Source organism: Sphaerisporangium sp. NPDC005288, from assembly GCF_040607475.1.
GTDB classification, from domain to species: domain Bacteria; phylum Actinomycetota; class Actinomycetes; order Streptosporangiales; family Streptosporangiaceae; genus Sphaerisporangium; species Sphaerisporangium rhizosphaerae.
This window is the reverse complement of record NZ_JBEXGT010000066.1, coordinates 1-23,481: the sequence shown is the minus strand read 5'-3', so window position 1 is coordinate 23,481 and position 23,481 is coordinate 1. Positions and strand designations below refer to the sequence as shown.

Sequence of the window (23,481 nt, the reverse complement as noted above, 5' to 3'; positions counted from 1 at the left end):
AGGGGCGGGGCACCGGGTGCGGCCGTCACTTCAGGCGGATGACGCCCTTGGAGACGGTGATCCTCTTGCGCGGGAGGGGACGGTCGGCCGGGCCGCGCGCCACGGCGCCGGTCGAGATCGAGAACCTGCTTCCGTGGCACGGGCAGTTGATCGTCCCGCCGCTGACACTCGCGACGGCGCATCCCTGGTGGGTGCACTTGGCGCTGAAGGCGCGGAACACCCCCTTCGCGGGCTGGGTGACGACGTACTTCCCCTTGATGATCTTCCCGCCGCGAACCGGGATGTTCTTGGTCCTGGCGAGCACCGCGCCCGCGGTCTCGCCGGTCGCGTCCTCGCGTGAGGCCGTGCCCGCCGACGCCCTCGCCGGTCGCACGCCCATCAACGCCAGCACGGCGGCGAACCCGCCCGCCACGCTCCGCACGATCACCGAACGGCGCGTCGCGCCCGTCTCGTCAGCTCGCATGCCGACCTCCGCTCCTGGGGGGGTAAGGGAGACTCCTCCCCCGGAACGTACAGGCGCGGGACGCGGTTCGGGCCCCGGCGCGCCGCACGGAACGCGGGTCGCGGTGAGCCGTGCCGGGCCAGGGGTCAGGGGGCCGGGAAGCGGGCCAGGTGGTCCTGGAGTTCACGGTGCCGGAACTGGTAGGCCACGCCTGCCACGCGAAGCAGCCCCGCGTCCTCATGACACCAGTGCAGGAACCGGCCGAGGCGCCAGGGCAACCGGCCACGCGTGCAGAGGATCAGCATCAGATAACGCGTCACCGCCCGGCGACCGGCTTGGACGAACCAGACCCAGACCAGAGGCGAGAGGAGCCAGAACAGCCCGTTCGTGAACTCGCCCATGAGCCAGTACCACATGAGCACGAACAGCAATGCGGCCTGCAGCCCGAGAACGAGTGAGCATGCGAGGTCGTTGCGTATCGGATCGCGGGGATCCACCACCCTTCCGGCGCCGGGGCTCAGGAACCAGAATCCGAGCCCGCCCACGATGACGAACGTGAGTCCCCCGGCGAGGCCGGGCGCCCACCCGCGGGTGAACCCGACCACGAGCCCGAGAGCCGCTCCGGCCACGAGGCCGGAGATGGCCCCGCCCACGAGTTTGCGGTGTCCGAGAGGCGTTCTCATCCGCGGAAGTTCGATGCGCCAGGGTTCGGGCCACCGCACGCCCATCACTCGGGTGAGCCCCCAGGCGCCGATGAAGGCCAGCGTCAGCCGATGTGGCACGTGGAAGGCGAACAGCACCACCGCGAGGAACACGAAGGTGGAGACACCGGCGAGTGACTGCGCGAGGACGCGCGGGCGATCACCGGCCAGAGGCCACAGTTGGTGCAGGACCAGGTCGGTGCCGCTGAGCACCCTTCCGGCGAACGGCCCCTTCTCGGCGTTGCCGTTCAGGTAACGGGCCAGATGAGCCAGCCACCGGTGGATCTGGTCCGGAGAGTAATGACGGAGATTGCGGCCGGCCGCGTCGGCGGCGGTGGTGGCGGCGGGAATGTACGCGGCCAGCAGATGGCAGCCGATCTTGGCGGGGGTGTCGAGATCCGGCGCCGTGAGTTCAGCGGGGTCACGCAGGTAGGCGCCGGTGACCGGGTCGAGCCGCCTGTAGACGGTGACGGCCAGTGTGAGCCGCCAGGGGGTGTCCAATGCGCGGGCCAGGGCGCCGTCGGGGTGGAAGTCCAGCGCGTCGAGGACCGGCCCCCATCGCACCAGGTCCTCGACACCCACCCGGGTCTCCAGGAAGGTCTGCGCGGTGCCGGTGTCCACGGGCTCGATCCGGATGTGGGCGGCGTCCTGGGCCCGGACCCTCACGTGCGCGTCATCCAGGGCGGCATACTGGTCGGTGCGGCAGGTGAGCACCACCCCCATCTTGCCGAGGCCGTCCTGAGCGGAGTTCAGCGCACGCAGGGCGTCAGCGGCGCGGGAGGTGTGACCGGGCGCGCCGATGTCCATCTCGTCCAGCCCGTCGATCACCGGGAGTACGCGTCCCGCCTTCACCAGGGCGGCGGCGGTACGTCGCGGCATCCGGAAGACCGTGACCAGGTGGGCGGCCACCCACGCTGTCAGCGGGGTGGCGGTGTCCCACTGCGTCGCGGAAAGGCGGACCGGGACCCGGTCTCCTGGGGCAGGGGCGGCCAGCAGTCCCAGGAGCAGGCGCAGGGCCAGTACCGTCTTCCCCGCCCCGGCCGCACCCGTGATCACCAGCCGCCCGGGCCGCAGCCGCCGGTAGTACTCCACCACCTCGGTCAGGCACCCCGACGGCTGGACCCCGCCGGCCTGGTGGGCGCGGGTGGGCAACAGCACGAACCGCACGTCGATGGGTTTGTCGGCCTGGTCGTCGTCGCCCAGCAGTCTCCTCAGCTCACCGGTCTCCGCGCCTCGCACCTCGACGGCCAGCCGCCTGGCCCAATGGTCCAGGTCCATTTCACTGACGCGCTGCGCCCGCACCGCCAGCCAGACCGACACCACGGTCAACGCCAACCCCGACAGCCCGATGACCGCGCCGATCGGGTCGACGTCTCCGAGCTTCATCCGCGGCGACCCCGAGGCCGCCGCGGCGCCGATCACCAGCAGACCGCACACAGCCGCCCACACGGGGACGGGCCCACGCTCCCATCTCATGAACGACCATCGTCGACGGGAACGAAGGCCCGTTCCCCTGACCTCCGGCGAATGTGACCAGAGTGCGATGAACGCGTGACACCGCCGCTCGCCGGCCGTCCGGACGGGCCCGGGAGACCACATGCCGGCGCACATGCGCCGGCATCAGGGACGACGGTTCGGCGCATCACACCGCGGCGCCCGCCGGCTCCGCGGTCACCGCCTCCTGGCCGTGATCAGGCGCTGCATCAGGATGAAGACGAACAGCAGGAGCCCGATGACGATGCGCGTCCACCAGGAGCTCAGCGTGCCGTCGAAGCTGATGATCGTCTGGATCAGCCCGAGCACCAGCACTCCCAGCACGGTGCCGAGCAGGTAGCCGGTGCCGCCTGTGAGCAGCGTGCCGCCGATCACCACGGCCGCGATGGCGTCGAGTTCCATGCCCACCGCGTGCAGGCCGTAGCCGGACAGCATGTAGAACGACAGCAACAGGCCGCCCAGGGCCGAGCAGAAACCGCTGATCGTGTAGACCGCGATCTTCGTCCGGGCCACGGGCAGGCCCATGAGCAGCGCCGACTGCTCGTTGCCGCCGGTGGCGTAGACGTTCCTGCCGAGCCGTGTGTAGTGCAGGGCGTAGGCCGCGACGGCCACCACCACGACCGCGATCACCACGCTGGGTGAGATCCACATGTCGCCGAAGTTGATCTGCGTCTGGGCGAAGGCGGTGAAGGTGGGGTCGTCGATCGGGATCGACGCGGTGCCGATCGTGTAGCACAGGCCGCGGGCGAGGAACATCCCGGCGAGCGTCACGATGAACGGCTGGATCTCGAAATAGTGGATGATCGCGCCCATGCCGAGGCCCAGGACCGAGCCGATGAGCACCACGAGCACCATCACCGCCCAGGGTGACCAGCCCTGCTTCAGCAACGTCGCGGCGACCATGGTGGAAAGCGCCACCACCGAACCGACCGACAGGTCGATGCCGCCCGTCAGGATCACGAACGTCATGCCGACCGCGACGACGAGCAGGAACGCGTTGTCGATGAAGACGTTGAGGATGACCTGCCCGGTCGCGAGCCCTTCGTACCTGATGCCGCCCACGACGAACATGGCGGCGAACAGCGCCGCCGTGACCAGGACGGGGACGTACTTGCGCGGCACCGGGGACGAACCCAGGACTGTCGCGATGGTCATGCCGTGACCCTCACCTTCTCTTCTGCCACCGGAGGCGCCCCGGCGGGCCGGCGGCGGCGGTGGAAGACCTTCGCGCGGAAGGCCGGGGACTGGATCAGGCAGACGATGGTGACCACGAGCGCCTTGAACAGCAGCGTCGTCTCCGGCGGCACGCCGATCGAGTAGATCGTCGTGGTCAGCGTCTGGATGATGAGCGCGCCGATCACGGTGCCGCCGAGCGAGAACCGGCCGCCCGACAGGGACGTGCCGCCCATCACGACGGCCAGGATCGCGTCCAGCTCGATCCACAGGCCGGCGTTGTTGCCGTCCGCGCTGGAGACGTTCGAGCTGATCATCAGCCCGGCGATCCCCGCGCACAGTCCGCAGAAGGTGTAGACGGTCAGGATCACGCCGCGTGCCCGGATGCCGGCCAGCCGGCTGGCCTTGGCGTTGCCGCCGACCGACTCGATGAGCATGCCGAGGGCGAGCCTGCGGGTGAGGAACGCGGTCAGCGCCAGCACCGCGAGCACGATGATGATCCCGAAGGGCAACGTGAGCCAGTAGCCGCCGCCGATCAGCTTGTACGGCGAGCTGTTGATCGTGATGATCTGGCCGTCGGTGATGAGCTGGGCCAGGCCGCGGCCGGCGACCATGAGGATCAGCGTCGCGATGATGGGCTGGATCCCGACGCCCGCCACGAGCAGGCCGTTCCACGCTCCGAGCACCAGTGACAGGGCCAGGGCGATGCCGACGGCCCCCATCACGCCGCCCACGGAGTTCTGGTCGCGAAGGTCGCTGATCTGCAGGCAGGCGAGGGCTCCGGAGATCGCGACGACCGAGCCCACCGACAGGTCGATGCCGCTGGTCGCGATGACCAGCGTCATGCCGAGCGCTACCAGGATCAGGGGCGCGCCGAACCTGACGATGTCGATCAGGCTGCCGTAGAGGTGGCCGTCCTTGATCTCGACGTTGAAGAAGTGGTCGGTGAAGACCAGGTTGAGCAGCAGCAACGCCACCAGGATCGCGACGGGCCAGAACAGGCGGTGCCTGAGGAACGGTCGCAGGTTTTCGGTCATGACGCGCCTCCGCTCGCGATCGTCTCCGTCAGGGCGTCGGTGGTCAACCGCTCGTCGTTCTCGACCTCGGCGACGAGCCTGCGGTCGCGCAGCACGGCCACCTTGTGGCTGAGCCGCAGGACCTCCTCCAGCTCGGCGGAGATGAACAGCACGGCCATCCCCCCGTCGGACAGCTCGGCCACCAGGCGCTGGATTTCCGCCTTGGCGCCGACGTCGATGCCGCGGGTGGGCTCGTCGAGGATGAGCAGGCGAGGCTCCAGGATCAGCCACCGGGCCAGCAACACCTTCTGCTGGTTGCCGCCGCTGAGGTTCCTGACCGGCAGCTCAGGTGCGGCGGGGCGGATGTTGAGCGCGGTGATGTACTTGCCCACCAGCTCGTCCTGCCTGCGCCGGGGGATCGGCCGGGTCCAGCCGCGGGCGGCCTGCAACGCCAGGACGATGTTCTCCCGCACGGTGAGGTCGGGCACCAGGCCCTCCTCGCGCCGGTTCTCCGAGCAGAACGCGAACTTGCGGTGGATCGCCGCCCGGGGGCTGCGCAGGTTGACCGGCTCGCCGTCGATGCGCAGCGTTCCGGTGCCCGCGTGGTCGGCGCCGAACAGCAGCCGGGCGATCTCGGTGCGCCCGGAGCCGAGCAGTCCGGCCAGGCCCACCACCTCGCCCTGGTGGATGGTCAGAGTGAACGGCTCGATGGCCCCGGCGCGGCCAAGGCCGTCCGCCTCCACCAGCCGCGCGCCCTCGCGGGCCGGCGGCCTGCCCTCCAGGCGCTCCAGGTCGGCGAGCTCGCGGCCGATCATCTTGCCGACCAGGTCCACCTGGCTCAGCTCGCTCGTGAGGTGCTCCCCCACGAGCCGGCCGTTGCGCAGGATCGTCATCCGGTCGGCGATCTCGTAGATCTGGTCCAGGAAGTGCGAGACGAACAGGATCGCGATGCCCTGCTCCTTCAGCCGCCGCATCACCCGGAACAGCTGGGCGACCTCGCTCGCGTCGAGGCTGGAGGTGGGCTCGTCGAGGATGAGGACCCGCGCGTCGATGTCCACCGCCCGCGCGATGGCCACCATCTGCTGGACGGCCAGCGAGTACGCCGAGAGCGGGGCCGCGACATCGATGTCGAGGTCCAGGCGCTTCAGCAGCTCGGCGGCCCGGCGCCGCATCTCCTTCCACCGGATGCGGCCGAGGCGGCGGGGCTCACGGCCGATGAAGATGTTCTCGGCGACCGAGAGATTCGGGCAGAGGTTGACCTCCTGGTACACGGTGCTGATGCCGGCCTGCTGCGCGGCGAGCGGGGTGGAGAAGGCCACCTGGCGGCCCTCCAGCTCGATCTCGCCGGCGTCGATCTCGTACACGCCGGTGAGCACCTTGATCAGGGTGGACTTGCCGGCGCCGTTCTCTCCCATGAGGGCGTGGACCTCGCCGGGCAACAGCCGGAAGTCCACCCCGTCCAGCGCCTTCACGCCGGGGAATTCTTTCCCGATCCCCCTCATGCGCAGGATCGGCGCGGGTGCGTCCATCAGGCGCCCCTCTCCTCCTCAGCCGGCGGGCCGCCCCGGTTGGACGGGGCGGCCCGGCGCGGTATCAGTACTTGCGCTCGGGGAGCGCCTGCTTCGCCTGGTCCTGGGTGAAGGTCGTCTCCTCGGTCACGACCCGGGCGGGGACCTCCTCGCCGGCCAGGACCTTCTTGGTCAGGTCCATGAGTTGCGGGCCGAGCAGCGGGCTGCACTCGACGATGTAGTTGATCTTTCCGTCGGCCAGCGCCTGCATGCCGTCGTGGACCGCGTCCACCGAGATGATCTTGATGTCCTTGCCCGGCACCTTGCCCGCGCCCTCGATGGCCTCGATCGCGCCGAGGGCCATGTCGTCGTTGTGCGCGTACAGCACGTCGATCTTGGGGTTGGCCTTGAGGAAGGCCTCCATGACCTCCTTGCCCTTGGCCCGGGTGAAGTCACCGGTCTGCGAGGCGATCACCTTGAACTTGGGATCGGTGACGACCTGCTCGAAGCCGGCCTTGCGGTCGTTGGCCGGGGCGGAGCCCGTCGTGCCCTCGAGCTGCACGATGTTGACCGGGTCCTTGCTGTCCTTGTACTGGTCGACCAGCCACTGCCCGGCCTTCTTGCCCTCCTCGACGAAGTCGGAGCCGAGGAAGGTCTTGTACAGGCTCTTGTCGGGGGAGTCCACGGCCCGGTCGGTCAGGATGACCGGGATCTTGGCGTTCTTGGCCTCCTTGAGGATGGTGTCCCAGCCGGACTCCACCACCGGCGAGAAGGCGATGACCGACACCTTCTGCTGGATGTAGGAGCGGATCGCCTTGATCTGGTTCTCCTGCTTCTGCTGGGCGTCGGAGAACTTCAGCTCGATGCCCGCCTCCTTGGCGGACTCCTGGATCGACTTGGTGTTGGCCGTGCGCCAGCCGCTCTCCGCGCCGACCTGGGCGAAGCCCATGACGATCTTTTTGTCGCCCGAGCCGCTCGTGCCGGCACTGTCCGTGCCGCCCGAACCGCTGCCGCACCCTGCCATGACCAGCGTCGTGACACCGGCCAGCACCAGTGCCGAGATCTTCTTATACACGGGGGGTTTCCTTTCTGGATGTTAACGCTAACACGGCGAAACCGCGTCAACCATGCGTGTAACTCCCATGGACGGCCGGCATACGATCGCCGCATCCCTCCTGGCCACGGGTGACGGAACAGATCACGTCGCGCTCACCCGCGCACGGATCCTCCGCCGCGGCGGGCCGGAGAAGCACGTCGATGCCGTGCCTGCCCACGGCCCCGAGTTTCTGCATGATGGTCGTGAAAGGAGAGCTCGCGGGCCCGTGAACCCGGCCCGCGACGCCGCCCGGTGCGAAACGCCGGCCGCCTTCGCCATGTCCACCATGACGGACGGGCGGCACCCGGCGCTTGGTCCCACCGGCTACTCCTCTCAATCGGCCTGGCACGACTGTGAGCGTTAACAGCACTTGTCGTCAAGGTAACGCCGGTCACGGTCTGATCACACCGAAACGGCCCGTCGGCGCGGGTCGTATTCGGCGGCCGGTCGCCCGATCGGGGAAGTGCCGACATGCACGGATCGGCGGGTGAGCGGGACGGACGAAATCCACCAAAAAGGACGAAACAGGGAGGACCGGCGAGGAAAAGGCCCGGTCACCGGCATTGCCGGCGCCAAGGCTTCCGCGTTCCGCCCGCTCGGCGCCGACCTCGTCCCCCGGCGTCCCCGGCGTCCCCGGCGTCCCCGGCGCGCCCGGCGTCCCCCGCGCGCCCGGCCTACTCGGCGGTCGCGCCGGGAGCCGGGGACCGGCCCTCCTCGGCGAGCGCGGCGAGCTTCGCCAGCGCCATCCGCGTCCCTATCTCGTTGTCGGCAGGGGGCACGCCGTCGGGGATCCCGTCGTGCGTGATGACGACCTCGGTGCCGCCGCCGGCGTCGGCGAGCGTCGTCGTCATCGTCATGGTGCCGCGCAGCGAGGGATCGCCGGTCTCGAACTCGAAGACCTCCACCGTGCGCTCGTCCGGAACAAGCCGCGCGAAATGGCCATGGTAGGTATCGGTGTGCGAGGCCGATTTGCCGGTCGGCCCGGGCGCGTCATAGGTGAGCGAGATCCGGAATCCCCCGCCTTCCCTGGCGTCGAACTCGTGGACGTGGCTCCTCATGCCCTCCGGCACCCGCCATTTCGCGATCGCCTCCTCATTCACCAGCGCCTGGTAGACGGCCGACCGGGGCGCGTTCACGTGCTGAGAGACCTGCGTCGAGTACATGGGCCGACCTTACTCGGCCTCCGAATTCCCCCCCCCCGATCCGGCGGATCGTCCCATGTAGCACCATCGATGATGTTCGAGGACGAGTCACGCGCCCGATGCCGACACAAACCCAACAGCGCCCGCACGCCGTCCAACATCGACATATCGGACAGACGATCTTCCATGCACTTCCGATAGGGAACTGTGAATTACGGCTTACCCCTATCCGAAATTCGCGCGATTCTACACATTATGGGCGACGTGCGGAAGATTTACATTTCGGTCATAGGATCTTAATATTAGGGCCCATGGGAGCGCTCCCACGCGCCGATATGGCGATGCGGCCACGGTTGTCGGACGACGTGCGTTTCGTCGAGAGTCCGGACGGGGTCTACGTGCACAGCGACTACGGAGCATGCGTGCTGCGGGGCCGCCAGGCGTACGCGTGGCTCAGCAGGCTCGCCCCGGCGCTCACCGGGGAGCACACCCTCGCCGAGCTGACCGAGCGACTGCCGGGCGACAAGCGCGACATGGTGGAGAACCTGGTGCGCCGGCTGGCGGAGCAGCGGTTCGTCGTGGACGCGCGCCGCTCGCGGCCGCACGGCCTGACCGAGGACGAGCGCCGCGTGTACGCCGAGGAGATCGCCTTCATCGGCTACGTGCTCGACTCCCCGGAATGGCGGTTCGAGCGGCTTCGCGGCTCCCGGCTGGTGCTGGCCGGTGACGGGCCGCTGCTGACGGCGTTGCTGGCCGCGTGCGTCGGCACCGGCTGGCGCCGGATCAGCGTGGCCGGCCCCGGCCCCGCCGCGATCGGCCGGACGGTGGAGGAGGCCCGCCGCGATCCCGCGCAGGAGGTGCGGATCGTCCCGGGCGCGTCCCTGCCCGACGTCATCGCCAACGACGCCGACGTCCTGCTCCAGGTGAGCACGGACATCGGCGCGCTCGTGCGGACGGCCCGCGCCTGCGAGGCGGCCGGCATCCCCGCGGGCCAGGCCCTGGTGCGCCCCGCGGAGGTGTGGCTCAGCCAGGTGGGCAGGCCGTCGGTGACGGCCGTCGAGTCCGGCTGGCACCGGCTGGCCGCGCTACCGGCCGCGACCCCGGCCGCATCCGGCGAGAACCTGCTGGTCGGCCCGCTGCCCGAGGTCGTCGCCGCCATGCCGGCCCTGGCCTGTTTCTCCCACCTGACCGGCCTGGACGCCGTCGGCGCCGCCCCCGAGCCCGCGCTCACCCGGGTCGACCTGCGCAACCTGGACACCTTTCCGCACCGGTTCGTCCCCCATCCTCGCGTCGTCACCCGGCGGGCCCGTGGCCCCGAGGCGGCGCGGGCGCTGGCCGAGTCCCTGGCGTCGGCCGCGGCGGTCGGCGCGGGCGAGCTGCCGGACCGGGCGGCGGAGGCGATCGACTCCCGGCTCGGCCTCATCGGCGCGCTGGACGAGGAAGGACTGGCGCAGACTCCGCTCCCGGTCTGTCAGGCGACGGTCTCCGACCCGCTGGGCGCGCTGCCCAGGTGGGCGCCGCCCCCGCAGATCGTCGGATGGGGCGAGGACCGCCGGACGGCGCGGCTGCGCTGCCTGCTGGCCGCGCTGGCCACCTACGGCGTCCTCGCCGCCGCGGACACCGACGGCCCGCACACCGCAGACCGGGACGCCATGAGCCGGGACGCCATGGGCTGGGACGGCGGAGGCCAGGACGGCGGGAACGAGGACGTCCCAGGTCAGGGCGGCGGGAACGAGAACGTCCCACGCCGGGACGCCGAGCGTGAGGACGTCGCAGGCCGGGACGCCAGGGGCGGGGACGTTGGAGGCCAGGGCGTCGTGTGGGGGGTGGAGCTGCCGGAGGGCCGGCCGCGCGCGGTCCCCGTGGCGGCCCTGCGGCTCACCGGGACCGGCATGCTCCGAGCTCCCGAGGGCACCGGAGCCGGCCTCACCTGGCCGGAGGCGCTCGCCGCCGGACTCCGCGCCCACGTCGAGTCCTTGCTGGTCGCCCGCCTGACAGGAGGCACCGCGGGCACACCAGGCGCGCCCTCCGACCTGACGACCGACTTCGTCGCCGGCCCGGCGGCCGACCCGCCGGCCGGTCTGCTGTCCGATCCGGTGGCGGGGGCCCTGGCGCGCCGGCTCCGGCTGGCCGGGGTGCCGCTGGACGTCCGCGACTGCACGTCGATCCTCGGGGTGCCCGCGCACGCCTTCACCGTCCCGGGCGGGGCGGTGCTGGTGTCGGCGGCGGCCACGGCGCAGGCCGCCCTGCGGGACGGCCTGGAGCGGCTGCTGCTGGCCTGGCAGTCCCGTGCCGAACGGCAGAGCGCGTACTCCGCCGCGCGCCCCCTGTGGGCGCCGTCCGGCGACCCGGAGGAAGCCGTGCGGGTGATGACGCGGGCCCTGCGCGCGGCCGGCAGGGTGCCGGTCGCGGTGCCGCTGGACGGCGACCCCGAGGCGTCCCGGCTGCTCCCCTTCGTCACCCAGGTCGTGCTCCTTGACGACTGACACCGCTCCGGCGACCGCGCCCGCCGAGCCTCCTGGTCCGGTGACGGTGCTGGGAACGGGCAGGCTGTACGCGGCGATCCGCTCCCGCCTCATGTCCGCCGGTCCCGCCGGTCCGCGCGGCCGGTCCGATCTCGCGGCCCTCGCCGCCGATCTCCCAGACACCGCCGATCTCTCCGGGCCCACCGGCCTTCCCCATCCGGCCGACCTTCCCCGTCCGGCCGGCCTTCTCCGTCCAGCCGGTCTCTCCCGTCCGGCCGATCTCTCCGGCGCCGCCGATCTCGCCGGTCGTGCCGCCGGCCGTGGGGTGGGGGCGATCGTCATCGCGACCGACGCCGATGACGTCCGGTCCTATCCCGCGGTGGCGCGGCGGGCGGCCGAGCAGGATGTGCCGTGGCTGCCGGTCCGGGTCGACGCGGGCTGGGTGCTGATCGGCCCGGCGGTGCGCCCGGCCGCCCCCGGCTGCCCGACCTGCGTCGCGCGGCGGCGCGCCGGCAACCGGCCCGACGCGGTGGGACGCGACGCGCTGCGCGAGCGGCACGGCGCGGAGCTGGACACCCGGCCCTGCGCCCTGCTCACCCCGCTCCTCGCCAGGACGGTGGCGGCGCTGGTGGCCGACGAGGCCGACCGGTTGCGCCGCGACCCCGCGTCCGCGCGGACCGCCGGCGCGCTGCTCAGGATCCACGTGCCGACGGGCCTGGTGCGCCGCCACGGGTTCCTGGCCGACCCGCTGTGCCCGGACTGCGGCGCCAGGCCGGACGACGGCCCGCACGCCGGCCGCTACATCCCCGAGCCGGCGCCCAAGCCGCACCCCGCGTCCTTCCGCGTCGGCGGCATCAGCGGCAGGGCGGCCGAGTTGGAACGGCGGTTCGTCGACCCGGAGACCGGGATCGTTCAGGCCCTGGTCGCCGAGGAGCGCGGGGGCGGCCCCATGGCGGTCGCCCGGCTCAGCCCGGCGCGGACCGCGCACGAGAGCCACCACGGGTACGGCCGCAGCGACGACTTCCCCTCCGCGCGGGCGACGGCGATCGCCGAGGCCCTGGAGCGGATCGCGGGCATCCATCCGCGCGGCAGGCGGACCGCCGTGCGCGCCGCGTACGCCGACCTCGCCGGCCGCGCCCTGGACCCGCGGACGCTGGGCCTCTACCCCGACGGCTGGTACGACCAGCCCGACTTCTGGTTCACCCGCTTTCATCCCGAGCGGCCCACCGCATGGGTGTGGGCGTACTCCTTCCGCCGCGACGAACCGGTGCTGGTGCCGGAGAGCTACGCCTACTTCGGGCCTCGTCCGGCCGGCGACCTGGGGTTCGCCTACGAATGCTCCAACGGGTGCGCCCTCGGCGGCAACCCGGCGGAGGCGATCTTGTACGGGCTGCTGGAGGTGGCCGAGCGGGACGCGTTCCTCACCACCTGGTACGCCCGGATGCCCATCCCGCGTGTCGATCTGGCGTCGGCGGCCGACCGGCGCATCCCCATGCTGGCCCAGCGGGTGCGGGACCGGCTCGGGTACGACGTCCACGCCTTCGTCGCCATGCTGGAGCAACGGGTGCCGGTGTTCTGGGTGATGGCCGTCGAGGCGACGGGCCGGCCGGACCGGCCGCGGGCGCTGTGCGGCACCGCCGCCCACCTGTCGCCGGAGCGGGCGCTGCGCCGGGCGCTGGACGACCTCGGCCCGATGCTGGAGGGGCACATCGAACGGTACGACCCGCGGGAGGCGGCCCGGCTGGCGGCCGACTCCGGCGAGGTGCGGCTGCTGGAGCACCATCCCCTGCTGTACGGCCACCCCGAGGCGTTCGGGCGCCTGGGCTTCCTCCCGCTCGACGGGCCCGCGCTCACGGTGGCGGACGTCACGGCCCGGCTGGGCTGGCCCGAGCACGACGACCTCACGGCGGACCTGGCCGAGCTGGCCGGGCGCTACCTGGCGAGCGGGCTCGACGTCATCGCCGTCGACATCACCTCTCCCGAGGCGCGGGCGGGCGGCTTCTCCGGCGCGAAGGTCATCGTGCCGGGGGCGATGCCGATGACGTTCGGGCACCGGCACCGGCGCACCCACGGCCTGCCGCGGCTGCTGTCCTTGCCCCGGAGGCTCGGCTACCGGGACGACGAACTGCGGCCCGACGAGCTGAACCCCTACCCTCACCCCTTCCCCTGACCACGGCCAGGCCTCGACCACCGCACCAGCACCAGGAAGGCGCGCATCGAAAGTCCGCACACCAGGAGTTCGCAGGACCGGCGAAGGAAGAGAGGCAGACCGGATGCACGGCACCACGGCGACGGGCGCCCCCGGCGACGCCACCCGCCTCTACCTGGCCGCGATGCGGAACCGGGGGCCGCTGTCCATCGACCGCGCCAACGCCCCCACCCGCCACAAGCGGTACCCGGACGCCGAGCGCACCGTCCTGCCCTGGACGACCCGGAACGACGGGCCCCCGAACCCGGCCGGTGAAGGGGCCACCGGAGACGACGCGGCCCTCGACCCGGCCGGCCAGGCGACCATCCGGAGCGACACAGCCCTCGACCCGCCCGGCCGGACCGACCCCCGGAACGGCCCCGCGCTCGACCTGGTCGGCGAGCTGCTGCGGGAGCTGCTCGGCGTGGCCAGACTCGTGTGGTCGCACGAGTTGGACGACCTCGGCGATCCGCTCGGCGGGCCGCCCATGCTCCTCGTCGGCCGTCCCGCGCCCTCGGGGGGCGGGCTGTACCCCATCGAGGCGTACGTCGCGGCCGGGGAGCCGCGCGTCCCCGGCCTGCCCGCCGCCCTGTACCACTACGACCCGGTGCACCACGCTCTGGAACGGGTGCGGCAGGGCGACCACATCCCGGCCCTGAGCGGCCTGCTCGCGGATCCGGCGACGCCGGACGTCACGCTCGTGCTGTCGGCGGTGTTCTGGCGGTCGATGTTCAAGTACGGCGACTTCGGTTACCGCCTGATCTGCCAGGAGACGGGCGTCCTGCTCGCCCAGGCGATGGCCGTGGCCGGGCGGCTGGGCATGACCGCCCGCGCCCGCCTGCGTTTCCCCGACGCGGACCTCGACCGTCTGCTCGCCCTCGACGGCGCGCGCGAGGCCGCGCTGGCCGTAATCACGCTCACCCTGCCGCCCACCGCCGCATCAGCGGCCTCATCGCTCTCGGGCTCGGACGACGCCGCGCCGCTCTCGCCCCCGCGTCCGTCCCAGCGGCAGGTCGCGCCACTCTTGGGAGCGGTGGCGAAGGAGAGCACGCCGCTTCCCCTGCCGATGCCCGACGGTCCCGCCGCCGGCCTGCACCGCGCCGGTACGGCCGGCCACCGCCCCGCCCCCTCCCCCGGCGCCGTCCCCTCCCCCGGGGCCGCCCCGGCATCCATGACCACACCTTCCTCAGGCCCCGCACCGTCCTCAGGCCCCGCACCGTCCTCAGGCCCCGCACCGTCCTCAGGCCCCGCACCGTCCTCAGCTCCCGTACCGTCCTCAGGCCCCGCACCGTCCTCAGCTCCCGTACCGTCGCCCGATGCCGCCCCGTCCTGCGGGGCGAGCCGGTTGCGGCCGCGTCCGCCGGCAGGGACCGGGACCGTCATCCCCCTCCCCGAGCCGGCGCCCGGAGTGCGCCTGGCGGCCGGGGTGCCGCGCCGGGCGTCCCCGACGGCCGGGTACCGGCCGGTCGCCCTCCCGGGAGGCGCGCTCGGCGCGATCCTGGCGGCCGCGGCCGGCGGCTACCCCGCCGACCTGCCCGATGCCGGGGAAGGGCCCGCGGCGACCGCCCTGTGCCTGCTGGCCCTGCGGGTGGACGGACTGCCCCCCGGCGGGTACTGGTACGACCCGGAGCGGCGCGAGCTGGTCGAGGTCGCCGGCGCGGAGCGGGTGGCCGCCGTGGCCGGCGCACGCCTGCTGCCCAACACCCGCGTCGCGCTGCGCGGGGCCGCCGCCGCGCTCGTCCCCGTGGGCGACCCGCTGGCGGGCGTCGACCTGTTCGGCGACCGCTGGTACCGCCTGCAGCAGATCGAGGCGGGCCTGGTCGTCCATCGCGCGGCCCTGGCCGCCGCCGCGCTGGGTCTGGCCGCGCGCATCCATTCCGACGGCGCCAACGACACCACCGACGAGGTGCTCGGGATCGCCGCCACTCCGCTGCGGAGCCTGTCGTTCCTGGCGACGGGCACGCCCCTGACCGGCGGGCCGCTCCTGGCCCGCCAGATCCCGCCCGGCGCACGCGAGGAGGTGAGGCCCATCCCCCGATGACGGCCGTGACCCCGTGGTCCGCGGCCGGTACGTGATCGAAACCGCAAATGATCTTTCGCAGAAGGAGAACGACATGTCCAACAACAACCTGAACCTCGACCTGCGCGGTCTCGAGGTCGACTCCATCGACGTGCTGTCCGCCGACTCCATCGTCGTGGAGGGCCACGGCACCATCGAGACCGGCGCCTCCTCCTACACCGGTTACTGCTCGTCCTACCTGTCGGCCACCAGCTGCTGGGCCCCCGAGGCGTAGAGCGGCAGGGCACGACCGAATATCAGGACCGGTGAGCCCACGGGCACGCCGGTGAGATGAGCAGGGCCGAGGGCGCCCACTCCACGGGCGCCCTCGGCCCCCCGGCGAACCACACGAGGAGCGCGTTTCCGTTGACCCACGTAGCGCAGTCCGCCCCCGCAGGCGGGGGCGGCGACCCGGCATGGCTCGCCTGTCGAGATTATGCCGTGTCGCCGGTCTTCGCGGTCCGCGTCGCGGGCCTGTCCCTGGCGGGGCTGGACCGGATGCGCTGCACCCGCACCTGGGAGCTCGTGGACGAGCTCGCGGAGATCTCGGCGTGGCTGAGGCGGGAGGGCGCCGAGCTGTCCGCCCCGCTGCACGAGGTGATCGGCGGCGCGGCGGGCGGCCCGCTCAAGCCTGGCCTGGTCGCGCTGCGGCGCGCGGTGTACTCCGGGCGCCGCCCGTCCGGCCGGGCCGTCTCGGCCGAGGTGCTGGCCGCCCTGCCCGAGGAGCTCGCCGCGCGCGTCAGGGAGTGGACCGCCCGCAGGGACCGCGCGGACGCGCTGCGGGACGCGCTGCCCGCCGTGCTGGCGGAGGAGTCCCGGGAGAAGGTCGCGCTGCTGCGCGAGGCGGTCGCCGACGACGGCTTCCGGCGCGGGCTCTCCCAGGGCAGCCCGGTGCTGGCCGCCCGCCTCGACGCCTGGCTCGCCGGGCCGGCGGACCGCCCGCCGGACCGGCAGGAACTGCTGCGGCTGGCGAAGTACCTGGCGAGGGCGACCGTCAAGACCAGCCCGTACGCCACGTTCACCCTCAGCGGGCTCGGCCGCTGGACGGCGGGCGGCTCCGCCGTGGAGACCTGCGGCGAGCCGCTGTGGCACGAGGTCGCCGAGCTGGACCGGGCCGTCCTGCGCCCGTTGTGGGCCGCGCTCGCCCGGCATCCTTCCGTGCGGCGGCGCGCGCGGCTGCGGATCAACCCGTCGGCGGCGGACGGCGGCGGACGGGTCTGGTTCCTCGGCCCCGGACCCACCGAACCGCTGTCCAGCGTGCCGGCGAGCCCCGGCGTGCGTCAGGCGCTCGGCTGGGTGGGCGGGCACCCCTTCCCCACGATCGCCGACGCCCCCGGGATCGAGCCGCTGGTCGACGCGGGCCTGCTTGAGCTGGTGCCACCGTACGACGAGCAGTCGGCCGACCCTGTGGGACGGCTGGCGTCCTGGCTCGCCGAGGACGGCGCCTCACCCCACGCGGCGCCCGTCGGCCGGGCCGCCGAGGCCCTGCGGCGGTTGCCCGGGCACCCCGCCGCCTCACGGCACACCGGCCGCCCCACGATGCCACCGCCGGCCGCCGGCCCGGAAGGCGGTCAGGCCGCCGGCCCGGAAGGCGGTCAGGCCGCCGGCCCGGAAGGCGGTCAGGCCGCGGGCCCGGAAGGCGGTCAGGAAGGTGATCCGGCCGCCGTGGTGCGGGAGGTCCTGGAGGAGGTGCTGCCGGCCGGGACGGGCGGGCCGTCTCTGCCGGCCAAGAACCTGCTCTGGCACAGCGCCGTCATCCCCGGCGTCGCGGGACGGCTGGACGCCGCGGCCTGGAGCGGGGTGTGCGACGACCTCGACGCCGTGCGCGGGCTGATCGGCCTGTTCGATCCCGACCTGCCCGTCAAGATCGCCGCCACCGCCTTCTTCCTCGGCCGGCACGGCGCCGGCGGCCGGATCCGGGCCCTCGACCTCTACCGCGAGGTGCACGCGGCGACTCCCGGGACCGGCGGCGCGCTGCTGCGGGAGATGCTGCGCAACCCGGTGGCGGTCCCGCGCGCGACGCCGGGCGAGCAGGCCCCGCCGGGCCTGCGCGAGCTGTCGGAGCTGCGGCGGCGGTTCTGGGACCTGGCCGGGGCCGGCCCCTCGGCGCGGGAGGCCGTGGTCGACGTCACCGCCGGCCGCCTGTCCGGCTTCGCCGCCTCCTGGCCGCGCTTCGTCCGGCCGCCCGGCTCGATCTGCTGCTACCTGCAGGCCGTGCCGGACGGGCCGGACGGCGTGCGCGCCGTCGTCAACTCGGTGTCCGCCGGATACGGCCGGGGGCTGTCGCGCCTGCACCGGCTGGTCACGCTGGCCGGCGGGGACGCCCCGCCCGCCGCGGAGCTGCGGGCCGCTCAGCGCGAGGTGCTGGTCGCCGAGTGCCGAGGGCTGGTGGGCGGCGGGCTCAACGTGCGCCCGGCCACGGCCGACCTGTCCCTCGACCACCCCTTCACGGCCGGGGACGCCGGGCTGCCGCTCCTCGCGCCCGCCGACCTGACGGCCGTCTACGACCCTGTGCGGGACCGGCTCGCGCTGCTCGACGGCGAGGGCCGCGCCGTACGGCCGGTCCACCTCGGGATGACCGCCCAGCACTGGCTGCCGCCATGGCTGCAGTTCCTCGTGCGGGCGTTCGGCGAGCCTTCCGTCGCGATGGTGCCCGGGTGGGTGTTCCGCACCCGGGGCGAGACGCCGGCCGAGGGTGAGGTGGAACGCTGGCCCCGGATGGACGTCGGGCGGGTGACGCTCGGCCGGACGGCCTGGCGGCTGCGGGCGGGCGAGTTCCCCGTGCCGGCCAAGGGCGAGGGCGAGGCGGCCTACCTGCCGCGCCTGGCCGCGTGGCTGGAGTCGCACGGCGTGCCCCGCCGGTTCTTCGCCCGGGTGGTCGGCCTCGGGGACGGTCTGCTGGTGGGGCTGCTGAGCAAGGACCGCAAGCCGATGTACGTCGATGTGACCGACATGCTGCTGCTGACCGGGTTCCTGCGTTCGCTGCGCGACCCGGAGGCGCTGATGGTGCTGGAAGAGGCCCTGCCCGACCCGGCCGACGCCCCGCTGTACGGGACCGGGCGACGCGTCACCGAGTACGTCGTCCAGCTCTCCGAAGGCCCCGGCCGATGACCGGAACGCGGACGGGCCCGGAGGCGGGGACGGGCCCGGAGGCGGGGACGGGCCCGGAGGCGGGGACGGGCCCGGAGGCGGGGACGGGCCCGGAGGCGCCGGTGAACCGGGAGGCGCGGGCGGGCGGGCGGACGCGGATGAGCGGAGAAGCGCCGGTGGACGAGGAGGCACGCGTGGACCGGGAGGCGCCGGTGGGCGGGGAAGGGGAGGCCGCCGGGGGCTGGGTGAGTGCGCATCTGTTCCATTTCGGCGACATCGACGCGCTGCTCACCGGGGTGGTCGCGCCGGCGGTGCGGGAGCCGGCCGCCGACGGCACCGCCTACCGGTACTTCTTCCTCCGCTACTGGGAGGGCGGCCAGCACGTGCGGCTGCGGCTGTGGGTCCCCGACCCCGCGCGGGCCGCGCACGTCCGCGACCTGGTACGCGAGCGCGCGACGGCCTACTTCGCCGCGTCGCCCTCTCCCCCGGTCGACGCGGACGCCTACCGCGCCTTCGCGGCGACGGTGGCCAGGGGCGAGCGGCGCGAGCGGTACGACGAGCGGCTGCGCCGCCCCGACTCGGTGGAGTTCATCGCCTACCGGCCCGAGCACGACGCCTACGGCGACGACGCCTGCGTGGCCGCCGCGGAGCGGCACTTCGCGGTGTCCAGCGCGCTCGCCCTCCACGTGCTGGAGGCGGGCGCGACGATGGAACGGCGTGCCGCGATCGGGCTGGCCGCGCTCACCATCGTGCTCGCGGCCTGCGAACCCGACCTGCCCGCCGCCGCGGGCAGGTTCGCCGCCGCCGCCGAGGAGGCGAACCGGCGCCCCCGGACCCCGGGCGGCGAGGACGACTGGCTGCGCCGCGGGGACGCCGTGCTGGCCCAGACCCGCGCGCTGTGGGCGTTGCCGGAGCCGGGCGAGGGCCTGCTCGGCACGTGGGCGTCCTCGGTGCGCGCCCTGCGCGACGACCTCGGCGCGCTGCGCGCCGCGGGCAGGTGCGCCCCCGCGGACCCCGGGTCCCCGCACGCCTTCCTGGCCATGGCGGTGCCGCCCGAGCGGCGCACGGTGCCGCTGATCCTGCTGCGGTGCGCCCACCTGTTCCACAACCGGCTCGGTCTGCGCGCCGGCACGGAGCACCACGTGTCCTTCCTGGCCGCCCGCGCCCTCACCGCCCTGGCCGGCCGTTCCGACTCCCGGAGGTGGTCCCCCTGACCGGCTCGCCCCTGAACGAGGCCCCGGCCTGGCACTGCGCGCACGTCTACTACCACGCCCCCGACAAGGACGGCCTGCTGCTGGACGCCGTGCGGCCGCTGCTCGACGGGCTGCGCGGACGGGTGGAGGCGGCGTACGTGCTGCGCCACTGGAGGCAGGGCCCGCACCTGCGGATCAACGTCAAGGCCGCGCCGCCGGTGTGGCGGGAGGTGGTGCGCCCGCGCATCGACGAGGTCGTCGGCGCCTACCTGCGCGAGCATCCGTCCACGACCGTGCTGGACCCGGACCAGAGCCTGACCCGGCACCGCCTGATGGCCGTGCGGGAGCAGGAGCACGGGCCGCTCACGCCGTGGCCGCCGGACAACTCCATCCGCGACGCGCCGTACGACTCGCGGCGGCACGTGCTCGGCAGTGAGGAGGCGGTGGAGCTGCTCACGGCGTTCTACGCCGACAGCACCCCGCTGTTGTTCGCCATGCTCGACCATGTGCGCGCGGGCGAGGACGGCAAGCTCGGCCTGGCTCTGAGCCTGATGCTGACCGTCGCGCACACCTCCCACCCCATCGCCCGCAGCTACCTGTCGTACCGCATGCACGCCGAAGGGTTCATCACCTGGGCGGCCGACCCCGACGCCGCGCGCGCCGGCTTCGAGCGCGACTTCGCCCAGCGGCGGGAGGCGCTGACGGGCCGGGTGCGGGACGTGGTCGCCGCGCTGGACGACCCGGCCGCGCCGCCCGTTCCGTTCGTGCGGGAGTGGGCCGCGCTGCTCGAGCGCTACCGTGCCCGCGCCGGCGCGCTGATGGACCAGGGACGGCTGCCCCAGCCGATGACAAGGCCGGGCGAGGCGCTGGAGGCCCGGCTGGGCGACCTGCCGGTGCCGCGGCGGGAGCCGGGCGAGCTGCAGCGCCTGATCTTCGACAGCGCGGCCTACCACGAGGCGGTCTTCACCGACCCCGGCTTCCTGCGCTACCGGGTGCTGCTGAACTACACCTACCTGCACCTCACCCGCATGGGCCTGACCCCGCTGGACAGGTTCCGGATGTGCCACCTGCTGGCCGACGCCGTGGAGGAGGTCTACGGCGTCTCCGCCCTGGACTCCCTGCGCAGGTTCGCCGCCGCCCGCGAGCCGCGCCCCCAGGTGTGACCGCCCGGACCGCCGGCCCTCTCGGCGGTTGAGAACCGCACGAGCGACCGGCCCTGGTGACGGTGGCCGCCGCGTGCACCGCCGGGCCCTCGCGGCGGCGCGGACGCGTCTCGCGCACCCCAGGGCCGGTACCCCACCCCACCCCTATTCGGGTTGTGGGGGCGAGGCGCCGGGCGGAATCATGCGTGGGAGTGACTGCCTGGCCGATGACACCGTCATCGCCGGAACGCGAGCGCGCTCTCTGTCAGCGACGAGCGGGTGAACAGGCCGCTTCGGAGGGGTTTTCCTTATGTCGTTAAATGTGTCGATTGACACGATTTCGCACCTTCGTACAGTCCTCAGCGGCAGCGTGACCGAGCCCCATGACGAGGGGTACGACGAGGCACGCAGGGTCTACGGCGGCTTCGACCGCCGTCCGCTGGCCGTCGTCCGGCCGGCCGACGTGGACGACGTCGTGCGCGTCGTCACCTTCGCCCGCGAGACGGGCCTGGAACTGGCCGTGCGCGGCGGCGGCCACAGCAACGCCGGGCACAGCGTCACCGAGGGCGGCATCGTGCTCGACCTCCAGGACCTGTCCGAAATCGAGATCGACGCCGAGGGCCGCACCGCGTGGGCCCAGGGCGGGGCGACCGCCGGCGCCTACACCGTCGCGGCGGAGGCGCACGGGCTCGCGACCGGCTTCGGCGACACCGGCTCGGTGGGCATCGGCGGCATCACGCTCGGCGGCGGCATCGGGTTCCTCGTGCGCAAGCACGGCCTGAGCATCGACAACCTGCTGGCCGCCGAGATCGTGACCGCGGACGGCGAGGTGCTGCTCGTCGACGAGCGGCACCACCCGGACCTGTTCTGGGCCATCCGCGGCGGCGGCGGCAACTTCGGCGTGGTCACCCGGCTCCGCTTCAAGCTGTACCCGCTGTCGTCGGTCCACGGCGGCATCCTGGTGCTGCCCGCGACCGCCGAGGTCGTCGCCGGGTTCATCGCGGCGGCGGAGGCCGCGCCGGACGAGCTGTCCACCATCGCCAACGTCATGCCGGCGCCGCCGATGCCGTTCCTGCCGGAGGAGCTGCACGGCTCGATGATCGTGCTGGCCTTCCTGGTCCACTCCGGGCCCGAGGAGGACGGCGAGCGGATCCTCGCGCCGTTCCGCGCGCTGGCCACGCCGCTCGCCGACTTCATCCAGCGCATCCCGTACTCGGCCATGTTCCCGCCGGAGGAGCACGGAGAGCAGCCCTCGGCGGCGGCCTCGACGATGTTCATGGACGGCGTGGACCTGGAGATGGCCGAGACGATCATCGACTACCTCGCCTCCTCCGACGCCTCGATGCGGGCCATCCAGCTCCGGGTGCTCGGCGGGGCGGTGCCCCGCGTGCCGGCCGACGCGACCGCGTTCGCGCACCGGAACAGCAAGATCATGGTGAACGTCGCGGCGTTCTACGAGGGTCCCGAGGAGCGGGTCGTCCGCGAGAGGTGGGTCGCCGACTTCATGGCGGCCATCCGGCAGAGCGACTCCGGCGCCTACGTCAACTTCCTGGGCGACGAGAGCCAGGACCGGGTGCGCGACGCCTACCCGGGCGAGACCTGGAACCGGCTGCGGGCGGTCAAGGCCCAGTACGACCCGACCAACTTCTTCCACCTCAACCAGAACATCCCCCCGGCGACCGGCTGACCCACGCGGCGGTCCCCGGTCCTGGCCGCACCCGCGGAGTGACCGGCTCAGGGGCGGTACGGCGGCGTTTCAACGCCGTCCTGCCGCCCCTGCGCCCGTTCGGCCACCGTGTGGCGCCGGTGTCCGGCGGGGTGGTCGTGATGGCGCCGGATATGGACGGCGAAGGCCCTCAGATACTCGGTCAGGAACGCGGCGGTGGACGGCACCTGGATGTCGCCCCCTTCGTCGATCAATCCCTTGGTGAACTGGATGTAGGCCTCGGGCTGACCCATCACCGGGGAGTCGGTGAAGGACAGGATGGTCTTCAGATGCTGCTGCGCGACCGCGGTGGAGATCGGCCCCGGTGAGGCTCCGATGATCGCGGACGGCTTGCCGTTCAGCACGTTCGACCCATAGGGCCGGGTCGCCCAGTCGATGGCGTTCTTCAACGCGCCCGGGATGGACCGGTTGTACTCCGGGGTGACGAACAGCAGGGCGTCGGCGGCTTCGATCGCGTCCTTGAACTCCCGGGCCACGGCGGGATAGCTCGAGTCGTGGTCGTGGCTGTAGAGGGGCAGCTCGCCGATGGGGATCTCCGTGAGGCGCAGGTCGGGCGGCGCCAGACGGCTCAGGGCGACAGCGAGCGTCCTGTTGATCGACTTCCGGGACAGGCTCCCGACGATGTAACCAACGGTGTAGGTCATGCGTTTCCTCTCATGGTCAAAACGTGCGGCCGTCACCGTTGACGGCCTCGGCCGCGAGGTGACGCTCCGGTGGCCGGCCTCCGACGAACGTGACCGTCTCGTCGAGGGACGCCCGGCCCGTACGGACGTGGTGCACCGTGACGTCCTCGAACCCGATCGACATGCCGCAGAACAGGATGAGCTCGTCCGGCGGCGAGAGGATCTCCGCGATGGTCCTGCGGTACACCGACCAGGCCATCTGCGGGCAGCTGTGCAGCCCTTCGGCACGCAGCAGCAGCATGACGGTCTGCAGGTACATCCCCACGTCGGCCCATTGGGGCCGGCCCAGGTCGCGGTCGATGTAGCAGAACAGGGCGGCGGGTGCGCCGAAGCACCGCCAGTTCTCGCCCGCGGCCCTCTGGC

At 73.1% G+C, this 23,481-nt stretch carries 17 protein-coding genes; 8 read left to right on the top strand and 9 right to left on the bottom strand.

The window, feature by feature from the left end:
• Positions 1 to 25: 25 nt before the first annotated feature.
• From ABZU32_RS38035 to ABZU32_RS38005, 7 genes are all read right to left on the bottom strand, one after another.
• Positions 26 to 463, bottom strand: a complete 438-nt coding sequence (locus tag ABZU32_RS38035) for a Rieske (2Fe-2S) protein (RefSeq protein WP_354930904.1) — start codon at positions 461 to 463, stop codon at positions 26 to 28.
• A 125-nt stretch (positions 464 to 588) separates the two neighbouring features.
• On the bottom strand, positions 589 to 2,619 hold the full coding sequence (locus ABZU32_RS38030; protein WP_354930901.1) for an NACHT domain-containing protein: 2,031 nt from the start codon (positions 2,617 to 2,619) through the stop codon (positions 589 to 591).
• A 195-nt stretch (positions 2,620 to 2,814) separates the two neighbouring features.
• A complete protein-coding gene (yjfF, locus tag ABZU32_RS38025) occupies positions 2,815 to 3,792 on the bottom strand; it encodes a galactofuranose ABC transporter, permease protein YjfF (protein WP_354930898.1) in 978 nt (325 codons plus the stop codon).
• Positions 3,789 to 4,847, bottom strand: coding sequence for an ABC transporter permease (locus ABZU32_RS38020; protein ID WP_354930895.1), 1,059 nt, complete (start codon positions 4,845 to 4,847; stop codon positions 3,789 to 3,791). The genes yjfF and ABZU32_RS38020 overlap by 4 nt, the downstream gene beginning before the upstream one ends.
• Positions 4,844 to 6,355, bottom strand: coding sequence for a sugar ABC transporter ATP-binding protein (locus tag ABZU32_RS38015; RefSeq protein ID WP_354930892.1), 1,512 nt, complete (start codon positions 6,353 to 6,355; stop codon positions 4,844 to 4,846). The genes ABZU32_RS38020 and ABZU32_RS38015 overlap by 4 nt, the downstream gene beginning before the upstream one ends.
• Positions 6,356 to 6,419: 64 nt before the next feature.
• Positions 6,420 to 7,409, bottom strand: a complete 990-nt coding sequence (locus tag ABZU32_RS38010; protein ID WP_354835803.1) for an ABC transporter substrate-binding protein — start codon at positions 7,407 to 7,409, stop codon at positions 6,420 to 6,422.
• Between the two features lie 695 nt (positions 7,410 to 8,104).
• Positions 8,105 to 8,593: an SRPBCC domain-containing protein gene (locus ABZU32_RS38005; protein WP_354930889.1), complete on the bottom strand. Its 489-nt coding sequence runs from the start codon at positions 8,591 to 8,593 to the stop codon at positions 8,105 to 8,107.
• Positions 8,594 to 8,883: 290 nt separating this feature from the next.
• Between ABZU32_RS38005 and ABZU32_RS38000 the strand changes: the two genes are divergently transcribed.
• The 8 genes from ABZU32_RS38000 to ABZU32_RS37965 all read left to right on the top strand — a co-directional run bounded on the left by ABZU32_RS38000 (position 8,884) and on the right by ABZU32_RS37965 (position 22,396).
• Positions 8,884 to 11,058 carry a YcaO-like family protein gene (locus tag ABZU32_RS38000; RefSeq protein WP_354930886.1) on the top strand — a complete coding sequence of 725 codons (2,175 nt, stop codon included), beginning with the start codon at positions 8,884 to 8,886 and terminating at the stop codon, positions 11,056 to 11,058.
• Entirely contained in the window at positions 11,048 to 13,207 is a 2,160-nt protein-coding gene (locus ABZU32_RS37995; RefSeq protein WP_354930883.1) for a TOMM precursor leader peptide-binding protein, read from the top strand. Before ABZU32_RS38000 ends, ABZU32_RS37995 begins: the two co-directional genes overlap by 11 nt.
• 103 nt (positions 13,208 to 13,310) lie before the next feature.
• Positions 13,311 to 15,266: a SagB family peptide dehydrogenase gene (locus tag ABZU32_RS37990; protein ID WP_354930880.1), complete on the top strand. Its 1,956-nt coding sequence runs from the start codon at positions 13,311 to 13,313 to the stop codon at positions 15,264 to 15,266.
• Between the two features lie 73 nt (positions 15,267 to 15,339).
• Entirely contained in the window at positions 15,340 to 15,519 is a 180-nt protein-coding gene (locus tag ABZU32_RS37985; protein ID WP_354835813.1) for a hypothetical protein, read from the top strand.
• A 131-nt stretch (positions 15,520 to 15,650) separates the two neighbouring features.
• Positions 15,651 to 18,395: a lantibiotic dehydratase gene (locus tag ABZU32_RS37980; RefSeq protein ID WP_354930877.1), complete on the top strand. Its 2,745-nt coding sequence runs from the start codon at positions 15,651 to 15,653 to the stop codon at positions 18,393 to 18,395.
• Between the two features lie 155 nt (positions 18,396 to 18,550).
• Positions 18,551 to 19,588, top strand: coding sequence for a lantibiotic dehydratase C-terminal domain-containing protein (locus ABZU32_RS37975; protein WP_354930874.1), 1,038 nt, complete (start codon positions 18,551 to 18,553; stop codon positions 19,586 to 19,588).
• Entirely contained in the window at positions 19,576 to 20,730 is a 1,155-nt protein-coding gene (locus ABZU32_RS37970) for a thiopeptide maturation pyridine synthase (protein ID WP_354930871.1), read from the top strand. The genes ABZU32_RS37975 and ABZU32_RS37970 overlap by 13 nt, the downstream gene beginning before the upstream one ends.
• Before the next feature lie 349 nt (positions 20,731 to 21,079).
• Positions 21,080 to 22,396, top strand: coding sequence for an FAD-binding oxidoreductase (locus ABZU32_RS37965; protein ID WP_354930868.1), 1,317 nt, complete (start codon positions 21,080 to 21,082; stop codon positions 22,394 to 22,396).
• A 47-nt stretch (positions 22,397 to 22,443) separates the two neighbouring features.
• Here the strand turns inward: ABZU32_RS37965 and ABZU32_RS37960 are convergent, their stop codons facing one another.
• Both ABZU32_RS37960 and ABZU32_RS37955 read right to left on the bottom strand, forming a co-directional pair.
• Positions 22,444 to 23,115: an NADPH-dependent FMN reductase gene (locus ABZU32_RS37960; protein WP_354930866.1), complete on the bottom strand. Its 672-nt coding sequence runs from the start codon at positions 23,113 to 23,115 to the stop codon at positions 22,444 to 22,446.
• Positions 23,096 to 23,481: nitroreductase family protein (locus ABZU32_RS37955; protein WP_354930863.1), on the bottom strand; the 386-nt coding region annotated here is incomplete at its 5' end. The genes ABZU32_RS37960 and ABZU32_RS37955, both read right to left, overlap by 20 nt.